Genomic DNA, 8,486 nt, shown 5'->3' on the forward strand with positions numbered 1-8,486 from the left:
CCGTTGGCGGAGGTGACGGGTCGAGATCGAGCCCGCCAGACAAGACCCACGGATCCTCCCCAGTGCGACTTATCCACAATTCCTCCGGCATTCTTGACTGAAACGAATTGCCTGATTCTGCGTAGGCCCTTCCGGAATTAGGCGACCGCAGGCCCTCGGGGATTTCCCATGACGTGCCTCCCGCACTCGCAACGCCTGGCCTTGCCGTAAGAACAGCCTTGGACGGGGCTGCGCCAGGTCACGGCGCGGGGAGACCAGACGTGACACCCGTACGATCACCCGCGGGGCCCAGCGGCGAACAGGACCCACATGGACACGCGACCCTTCCTCCACCGAGCCCACATATCCACATTGTTATGCACATTTCTTTCCCCTCGACAGCGTTGTCCACATATTCCAGCTGGGGGTGGTCGACGCATTCGAACCTCCGTACGATCAAGGCATGGATGCAACGACGCAGCACGGCAACGGGGAGGACCCCGGTGAGGATGAGTCTCGCCGGGCTGACGCCACGTCGTCGACGGATGCCCTGTCCGCTGTGGCCGCACATCTCACCCGGATCGAGGCGAGCAGCGAGGCCCGCGCCGTGCTTGCGCAGATCCTCACTGCGACGTTCGTAGCGTTCTCCCGCACCAGTTCGGTTCGCGACGCTCTTCCTGACACGGCACCGGACTCCCCTGGCGAGGCTCTCGCCGTCCTTGCCGGAATCGATCATCTGTGCGCCTCGCTGGCTGCGATGGACGCCGCCTGGCAGGTTGCAGCCGAGCAGAGGATCCGGCGCAGCGATGCGGAGCGCGGGGTGGCAACCGCCTCGCAGGGCAAGGGCGCCAGCCACGAGATCGCCCTGGCCCGTCGAGTCACCCCGGCCGCGTCCTCCTTCTCCCTCGCCTCCGCACGGCGGCTGATCCAGCACATGCCGCGCACGATCAACGGCCTCTGGGAAGGGTCCGTCACGGCGCAGCAGGCCTCCACGGTGGCGGGCGCGCTCTCCACCGCTTCGCCGGCCACCTGTGCACGTCTCGACGAGATCCTTGCCGAGGCCCCTCAGGTCCTGTCCGGAAAGGGCCACAAGAGGCTGCGCGAGGACATCGACGAGATGATCCAGAAGCTCGAGCCGGAGACCTCGCGTCAACGGGCCGAGCGCGCTGCGCGAGAGCGGCACGTGACGATGACTCCGCTGGTCGACGGGATGGCGCGCGTTTCCGCCGTGCTGCGCGCGATTGACGCCGTCGGGATGATGCAGGCCCTGAGCACGCAGGCCGAGTCACTGCGCGCTGCCGGGGAGAAGGCTTCAGTGCCCGCGCTCGAAGCCGATCTGCTGGTCGACGCCGTGCTGCATCCGCATCCTGCGGAGCAAGCATCGGATGGAATGGAAGCGAGCTCCGCGCCGCGCCGTCCTCGTCCCACTCCCCACATCGAAGTAGGCATCGTCGTCTCCGATACGGCTCTGCTGGGCCGCGATGACGATGCCGAGAGCGCACGGCTTGAGGGATATGGAGTCATCCCCGCCCACATCGTCTCCGACACCTTGCAGGGCAGGCCACCGGGTCACCTGCGCCATACCGAGCCGGAGCATCCTGATGAAGAGGTCAGCGCGTTCTATCGACGCCTCTACACCAGCCCCCGCACCGGCGAGCTGATCGCGATGGAATCTCGATCGCGGGCGTTCCCCGCCGGCCTGGCGCGGATGATTCGATGGCGGGACACCACCTGCCGCACGCCCTGGTGCAATGCGAAGATCCGCCAGAGCGACCACGTCATCCCCCATCACCGCGGCGGTCCCACCAGCTACGCGAACGGGCAGGGGCTGTGCGTGCGCTGCAACCTGCTCAAGGAGCATGGACTGTGGGTGATCGTCCGGTGGAATGCGACGGGTGCGATCCCGACTGAACCGGTCTCGCAGACGGAGACGTCACAATATGAGACGTCACCGACTGAAGCCTCACAGCCTGAGCCTTCACAGCCGGAGACCTCGCAGGCGGACAGGCCACCGATCGCCTGGTTCTGGTCGAGTCCGCATGGAGCCCAGGGCATTTCGTATACGCCCGCGATGCTCACCCCGCGGGCTCTCCCAGAGGAACGCCCGGATCTTCCCGGAGCAGACGGACCGGACGCTCCAGATGAACCCGATGCACCAGATGCACCAGATGCACCAGATGCACCTGATGCACCTGATGCACCACCGGATCAGCATCTTCCATCGGCCGAGCCACCACCGGATGAACTACCACCGGCGGATCCCGCCCCCGCCTAGAGCTGCCAGCTCTCTACGATGGGGCTGGATGTCACCTGCCCTCCCTCGACTCCGGAGTCGTTTCCATGCCGCCAGTGCTCACGGTCCGCATCCTCGGTGCGGGAGTCTCCGGGCTGGCCTCCGCGATCCGGCTCGCTGCAGACGGTCACCGCGTAGAGCTGGTCGACGAGAGCTTCACGATCCCCGCTGTCGGCACAGCGCTGGTCCTGTTCAGCGCGGCGCGACGGGCGCTTGAACGTCTCGGGGTGTGGGAGGAGGTGTCAGCCGTGGCCGCAGCCCCCGAATCCGGCACGCTGCGAGCGGCCGACGGGCGCATCCTGCTGACGATGCCCGCTGGTGACGCCGTGCTCATCTCGCGCTCCGATCTGGTGCGGATCCTGTTCGAGGCGCTCCCACCCACCGTGCACCTCGTACGTCGGCGTATCGAGGACGTCCGTCCGTTGCGCGCGGGAGCGGACCTCCTGGTCGGCGCAGATGGCGTCCATTCCCTGGTACGCCGCTCTGGATGGCCCTGCACCCCGGAGGCTCGATCGCACGGAATAACCGTCCTGCGCGGCATCACAGAGCTCTCCCCGCCGGAGATCTCCGAGACCTGGGGTCGCGGATGGCTGTTCGGCATCACCCCGCTGCCCGGCAATCGCACCAACTGGTTCGCCTGCGTGCCGGAGCATCGCACTGACTCGCGTGCCGAGGACCTCGCGCACCTGCACGACGTGGTGGGCGGTCATCGCGAGGAGATCGATGCGGTTCTCAGAGCCGCCACTGCGCACTGCACACTCGTCCACGGGATCCACACCGCACCGGCGCTCAGTCCGGTGCGGGAGAACGTCGTGCTGCTGGGCGATGCCGCGCATGCCATGGCGCCGAACCTCGGGCACGGGGCGAATACAGCGCTCCATGATGCTGACGCCTTGGGAACGTCATTGCGCCAGGCGCTGCATGGTCGCACCGCAGCTCGTGCGACGTCGCCGGTGCTGGTACGGCGCGCACTGCATCTCTACAAGCTGCGCCGGGCCCTCCCTGGGCAAGGGTGGCGCGTGGCGTCGGAGCTGATGATGGATCTCGCGATGACGAACGAGCACGCGGATCTGCGTGACCGGGTGCTCGATGGGGTCGGGATGCTCAGCGCGAGATCCTCTCCCGCGCGGTGACCCTCGGCTGGCCCGGTGCAACCGGCCCAGAAAAGCTACCCCAGAAGAACTGGCTCAGTGCAGCTTGCGAGCGAGGGTCGTGATGACGTGCCAGTGCTTCTTGTCGGCCAGGAATCGTCCGTCCTCGTCGCGGATCGAACGGTCCATGACCTGGAAGCCGCGGAACATCGCGTCGATCTGCTCGAGCGGCAGGGTCGCCACGTCCGGGCGCTCCGCCCACGAATCGTTGGTGCCGAAGAAGTCGACCGCCATCACGCCTCCGCGAGGCAGCGCATCGACCAGCTTCCGCCAGACTCCCGGCAGCGCGGCCGGACCCAGCAGGCCGAGCGTGTACGTCGAGTAGACGATCTGAGCAGAAGGGAAGGCAGGGACGGTCGCGATATCGCTGTGGTGGAACTGCACCGAGCCGGTCATCCGCTCGTTCTCCACGAGCCGGGCGGCGAGAGTGTCGTCGCTGTCGTAGGCGTGCACGGTCCAGCCCTGGCGTGCGAATTGAAGAGAATCCGCTCCCGCGCCGGCACCGAGGTCGAGCACGGTCCCCGGCCTCCGGGAACCCCCCGCTGCAGCGATCGCCTTCGACACCAATCGGCGGGCAGGACGGCCCGCCGCGTGGGCGTTCAACGCAGCCCAGTCAACCTTCTCCGCCGTCTCCATGCGTTTCAGACTCCCACCTTGTTGTTGCCCGTTTCAACTTCCCGTGACGCAAGCCGCCCCAAGTTTCGTCTAGGGCGAACACAAGGCCCTCGTGTCCACTGCTCCCCCGCCCCGCCGCTGTGCACTAGAACAAGCTCGAACAAGAAAGCACCGTCCGGCGCGCCTAGGATGGCGGGCATGTCGGCCACCTCTTTGCGCATCGCTGCGGTCTCCCTCCACACCTCGCCGCTCGAGGCTCCCGGAGGAGCGGACGCCGGCGGCATGAACGTTGTGGTGCTCGAGCAGTCACTGGCACTCGCCCGTCTGGGCCATCACGTCGATCTGTTCACGCGCCGCACCGACCCCGCCGCCCCAGCCGTGGTGGAGATCGCCGACGGGGTTCGTCTGTTCCACCTCGACGCGGGCCCTGCCTCCCCTCTCGCCAAGAGCGAGATGGAGCAGACGATCACCCCCTTCCGTGCGGCCCTGCGCGAAGCCCTCACCGACTGTGCACCTGGCCAGGAAAGGGACGGGAGCGGTAGCGGGAACCCGGACGAGAACGGGAACAGGAACGGAAACGGGAACGGGAGCAGCGACGCGAGTGAGGGACCACGCGCAGTGGACTGGGACCTCATCCATTCCCACCACTGGTTCAGCGGGGTCGCCGCGCTGCCCCTTACTCGTGAGCTGGGCATCCCCCACCTGCAGTCCTTCCACTCCGTGGCCGCTCCCGAGGGATCCAGCACGCTGGAGGCCGGTGAGCCTGCTGAGTCCTCCGGGAGGATCCCGGGAGAGCAGTTCGTCGCCACCGGCTCTGATCTGGTGGTCGCCGTCTCGGAGGCCGAGGCGCGCACGATCGGCGAGCGCTACGGCGTGCCGGGATCGAGGCTGACCGTCGTGCGCCCCGGGGTGGATATCGATCGGTTCCGTCCCTGCTCGGATCTCACCGAGCGGCGGGAGCGCCCCACGCTGCTGTTCACCGCACGTCTGCAGCCGCTCAAGGGTCCGGATCTCGCCCTCGAGATCCTCGCGCATCTGCCTCGTGAGCTCGGAGCCCGCCTGGTGCTCGCGGGGGGCGTCTCGCAGGACTTCGCGGGCTATGCCGAGCAGCTGCGAGCTCAGGCTCGGGACCTCGGCATCGAGGACCAGATCGACTTCGTGGGATCGCTGGATCGTGACCAGCTCGCCGAGACGATGCGCTGCGCGGGAGCTCTGCTGCTGACCAGCTGGTCGGAGACCTTCGGACTCGTCGCCCTCGAAGCGCAGGCCAGCGGTACCCCGGTGCTCGCCTGGCGCTTCGCCGGCGGAGTGCAGGAGGCCGTCGACCCCGCAGGGCTGGTGCTGGACAGCCGTGACCCCGATGTCTGGGCTGAGACGCTGCAGTCCCTGCTGCGGGACGCCGACGGCTACCGCGATGCCGTCAGCTCCGCCCGCGAGTTCGCCGCCACCCGCACCTGGGAGGCCACAGCCCGGATCCTCGAGTCGCAGTACTCCCGGCTGCTCGAAGATCGTGCCGCCGAGGAGACGTCATGAATGCTCCCGCTGCCTTCCCCGCCGCTGCCCTCGCCGTCGACCCCTGGGAGCTGCTGGACTCGGCTCGGCTGGTCCTCGCGGTCCACGCCCATCCCGATGACGAGTCCCTCTCCACTGGCGCGCTGCTCGCTTCCCTGGTCGCCGCCGGCACTCAGGTGGTGCTGGTGACGGCCACACGCGGGGAGGAGGGCGAGATCGTCACGGGATCAGTGGCCGCCGACGACCCCCGCCCGATCGAGGAGATCCGAGAGCACGAGATCGAGGCGGCGACCCGCGCGTTGGGGATCCTCGAGCGGCATTGGCTCGGCACCGCCCCCGCTCTCGCCTCAGGGGCGAAGCCGCGGCGTTACCGCGACTCAGGCATGCAGTGGGTGCGCGAGGGCCTGGCCGGCCCCTCCGAGACCGCAGGTGCCGACAGCTTCTCCCATCGCCCCCTCGAACACGCCGTCGAGGACCTCGCGGCACTCATCACCCAGCTGCAGCCCGATGCGGTCATCGGCTATGACGACGCCGGCACCTACGGGCACCCGGACCACGTGCGCGCCCACCACGTCACCGCTGGCGCCTGCGCCCGCACCGGCACGCCCATGGTGGAGGTCGCCAGCGGGGCCCCGGCGGAACCGAGCGACCGACAGGCAGCGTCTGTGTCTGCCGGGTCCGGAGGCGGGGACGGGGCCAGGACCGGGGCCGACGGTTTCTTCTGGCGCGAGCATCCGGCATCCGCTGAGTCTGTGCGCCGTGCGGTTGATGCCTACCGGACCCAGCTCACCGTCGTGGGTGAGGTCCCCGGGGGCATCGCCATCCGCCACGTGGGGGGCCAGGAGGATGTCGTCGAGCTGCGGACGGGGCTACGGCTGGGCCGCTGACGGGGCTGCGCTGGGCCGCGGGAGGGGCTGCGGTGGGTCGCTGACGCTCAGCGTCAGCCTCCCGGCGTCAGAGCGAGATGCTCAGCAGCGTCGGCAGGTGATCGGAGGCTCCCGACAGCCGCTCTTCGCTCACCCGCTCGGTGGCTCGCACTGCACGCGCTTCCTGCACGGTCACCCCAGCGGTGGTCAGGATCGCGTCGATCCGCCTCGCCGGGGAGGCTGCAGGGAAAGTGTGCTCGGCCTGGTCAGCCGGATCAGTCAGCAGCGGCGCGAGGAAGCGCCGTGCACTGCCGCTGGCCGTCTCGTTGAGATCCCCTCCCACGATGACGGGGGCTCCCGCTCCCCGCACCAGTGCCGCGAGATGCTCGGCATGTCGCATCCGGTTGTCCTCCTGGAGCGCGAGGTGCGTCGAGGAGAGCACCACCGCTCCTCCGCCCGGCACGGAGAGCCGCACCGCAGCGACCCCGCGCGGGTAGGTGGAGTTCAGGTCCGACACCGTCTGCGCGACCGGGTGCGCACCGCGCCGGATCACCTGCGCCGCCACCTCGTCGGTCGCGAGGATCGCCAGCCCGCGGCCGCCTGCGCCGCCGACCAGGATCCGGCGATCGATCTGCCGTGCGAACCAGCGCAGTCGCGCCGTCGGCAGCACGAAGCGCGGAGCCTCCTGGATCAGCAGCACGTCGGGCTGCAGATCCTGGACGGCTTCGATCAGAGCGGACAGGTCCCCTCGCAGCTCCCACAGGTTCCAGGTGAGGATCCGCAGAGCCCAGGGGGCCTGTTGAGAAGCCGCCGGTCGTGAAGTCGCGGACACCGGCCTCACACGTCCTCCGCGTGGTCGGGGACCATCGGGGCGATCACCCGTTCGACCAGGCCCTTGAGCTCATCCATCTCGTACCCGGGCCAGCCGAACAGCGTGCGTCGCCACTCCGGCGGCACCGCCTTGTAGCCGAGCGCGCCGCCGATCAGAGAGCCGGTGATGCAGGCGACCGTATCGGTGTCATAACCGGAGCGTGCGGCCGCTTCGAGGGCTGCGACCAGGGCATCGCGCTGATCGAACTTCCCTTCAGGAATCGGCGAGACTCCCGAGATCGCCGCCCAGGCGGCCTGGAAGGCACCGACCACCCATCCGTTGCGGCGGAACATCGCGGGCGTCGACTCCTCGGCCTCTTCGATCCGCTCGACCCACTGCTGGCGGCTCTCCTCAGGCAGCTCGGACAGGCCCACGCGCACATCGACCTCGCCGGTGAGGACCGCGTGCCGTACGGCCAGCCCCCACAGGACGCAGGCCTCGATCGTGTCCTGATGCACGTGTGTCAAGCAGCACACTGCCTCGATCGCCTCGACCGCATCCTCGACAGGCGAGAGCAGATAGGGGAGCACCGAGGCGTGCGCACGCATCAGCGAGCCGTTCCCGGCGGAGGCCGGCAGCTCCTCGAACGTCGAGGCAGCGGCCGCGCGGAAATCCTTGGCCCGCGGGGCGTAGTGGCCGTCCACCCGGGCAAGATCAGCAGCGGCGCGCACGACCTGGGAAGTGAGGGTGCCGATGTCGGGGGTGCCGAGCGACCACGAGTACCACTCGCGCGCGATGTGGTCCTGCGCCGTGTCGATACGCAGGTCATGTCGGTCCGACGCCGCCACGGACGCCTCGAGCACCACGATCGCCATCGCGGTGTCGTCGGTCCACTCCCCCGGCTGCCAGCCCAGCACGCCGCCGCCGATCATGCCGATCTCCTCGGAGTCGAGCACGGGCGGCTGGAACTCGTACGGGGCGCCCAGCGCATCGCCCGTCGCGGCCGCCACGACAGCGCCGATCGCACGCTGCCGCTGAGCGGCGGACAGGCCCGCCTCGCTGGTGTTCATCGCATCCGTCGCCACGCCCCCATGGTTCCACACCCCCGCTGGACGACCTCACCTGCGTCCATCCCGCTACCCTGGTGGGGACCCAGAAGGAGCTTCATGACCGACTCGCCCGCAGCGCCCGCACCGCACTGTGACGACCCCCACGACCACACCGGCCACGACCACCCGCCCACGGGTGCAGATCTGGTC

At 68.9% G+C, this 8,486-nt stretch carries 7 protein-coding genes; 4 read left to right on the top strand and 3 right to left on the bottom strand.

Translation table 11 applies throughout. The features are described 5' to 3' along the window. The first annotated feature begins 442 nt into the window (after positions 1 to 442). The gene (locus tag ACT3SQ_RS18495; RefSeq protein ID WP_444601573.1) at positions 443 to 2,254 is read left to right on the top strand and encodes a DUF222 domain-containing protein; all 1,812 of its coding nucleotides are present in this window, start codon (positions 443 to 445) and stop codon (positions 2,252 to 2,254) included. Between the two features lie 65 nt (positions 2,255 to 2,319). Then, entirely contained in the window at positions 2,320 to 3,405 is a 1,086-nt protein-coding gene (locus ACT3SQ_RS18500) for an FAD-dependent monooxygenase (protein WP_442331717.1), read from the top strand. 54 nt (positions 3,406 to 3,459) lie between these two features. Here ACT3SQ_RS18500 and ACT3SQ_RS18505 read toward each other — a convergent pair whose 3' ends face one another. Further along, positions 3,460 to 4,059, bottom strand: a complete 600-nt coding sequence (locus ACT3SQ_RS18505; protein ID WP_441444120.1) for a class I SAM-dependent methyltransferase — start codon at positions 4,057 to 4,059, stop codon at positions 3,460 to 3,462. A 177-nt stretch (positions 4,060 to 4,236) separates the two neighbouring features. Between ACT3SQ_RS18505 and ACT3SQ_RS18510 the strand changes: the two genes are divergently transcribed. Both ACT3SQ_RS18510 and ACT3SQ_RS18515 read left to right on the top strand, forming a co-directional pair. Beyond that, on the top strand, positions 4,237 to 5,571 hold the full coding sequence (locus tag ACT3SQ_RS18510; protein WP_441444121.1) for a glycosyltransferase: 1,335 nt from the start codon (positions 4,237 to 4,239) through the stop codon (positions 5,569 to 5,571). Next, on the top strand, positions 5,568 to 6,437 hold the full coding sequence (locus ACT3SQ_RS18515; protein ID WP_441444122.1) for a PIG-L family deacetylase: 870 nt from the start codon (positions 5,568 to 5,570) through the stop codon (positions 6,435 to 6,437). The genes ACT3SQ_RS18510 and ACT3SQ_RS18515 overlap by 4 nt, the downstream gene beginning before the upstream one ends. A gap of 67 nt (positions 6,438 to 6,504) precedes the next feature. On the opposite strand, the gene ACT3SQ_RS18520 is transcribed toward ACT3SQ_RS18515, so the two are convergent. Then, positions 6,505 to 7,248 carry an endonuclease/exonuclease/phosphatase family protein gene (locus ACT3SQ_RS18520; protein WP_441444123.1) on the bottom strand — a complete coding sequence of 248 codons (744 nt, stop codon included), beginning with the start codon at positions 7,246 to 7,248 and terminating at the stop codon, positions 6,505 to 6,507. Between the two features lie 5 nt (positions 7,249 to 7,253). Beyond that, a complete protein-coding gene (locus ACT3SQ_RS18525; protein WP_441444124.1) occupies positions 7,254 to 8,312 on the bottom strand; it encodes an ADP-ribosylglycohydrolase family protein in 1,059 nt (352 codons plus the stop codon). Positions 8,313 to 8,486: the final 174 nt, after the last annotated feature.

The sequence above is a fragment of the Brachybacterium sp. AOP42-C2-15 genome, assembly GCF_052377065.1.
Lineage (GTDB): Bacteria > Actinomycetota > Actinomycetes > Actinomycetales > Dermabacteraceae > Brachybacterium.

Excerpts from the sequence above, each read along its gene's own strand:
- ACT3SQ_RS18495 (WP_444601573.1), top strand. The coding sequence starts at position 443 with ATGGATGCAACGACGCAGCACGGCAACGGGGAGGACCCCGGTGAGGAT.
- ACT3SQ_RS18500 (WP_442331717.1), top strand. The coding sequence starts at position 2,320 with ATGCCGCCAGTGCTCACGGTCCGCATCCTCGGTGCGGGAGTCTCCGGG.
- ACT3SQ_RS18505 (WP_441444120.1), bottom strand. The coding sequence starts at position 4,059 with ATGGAGACGGCGGAGAAGGTTGACTGGGCTGCGTTGAACGCCCACGCG.
- ACT3SQ_RS18510 (WP_441444121.1), top strand. The coding sequence starts at position 4,237 with ATGTCGGCCACCTCTTTGCGCATCGCTGCGGTCTCCCTCCACACCTCG.
- ACT3SQ_RS18515 (WP_441444122.1), top strand. The coding sequence starts at position 5,568 with ATGAATGCTCCCGCTGCCTTCCCCGCCGCTGCCCTCGCCGTCGACCCC.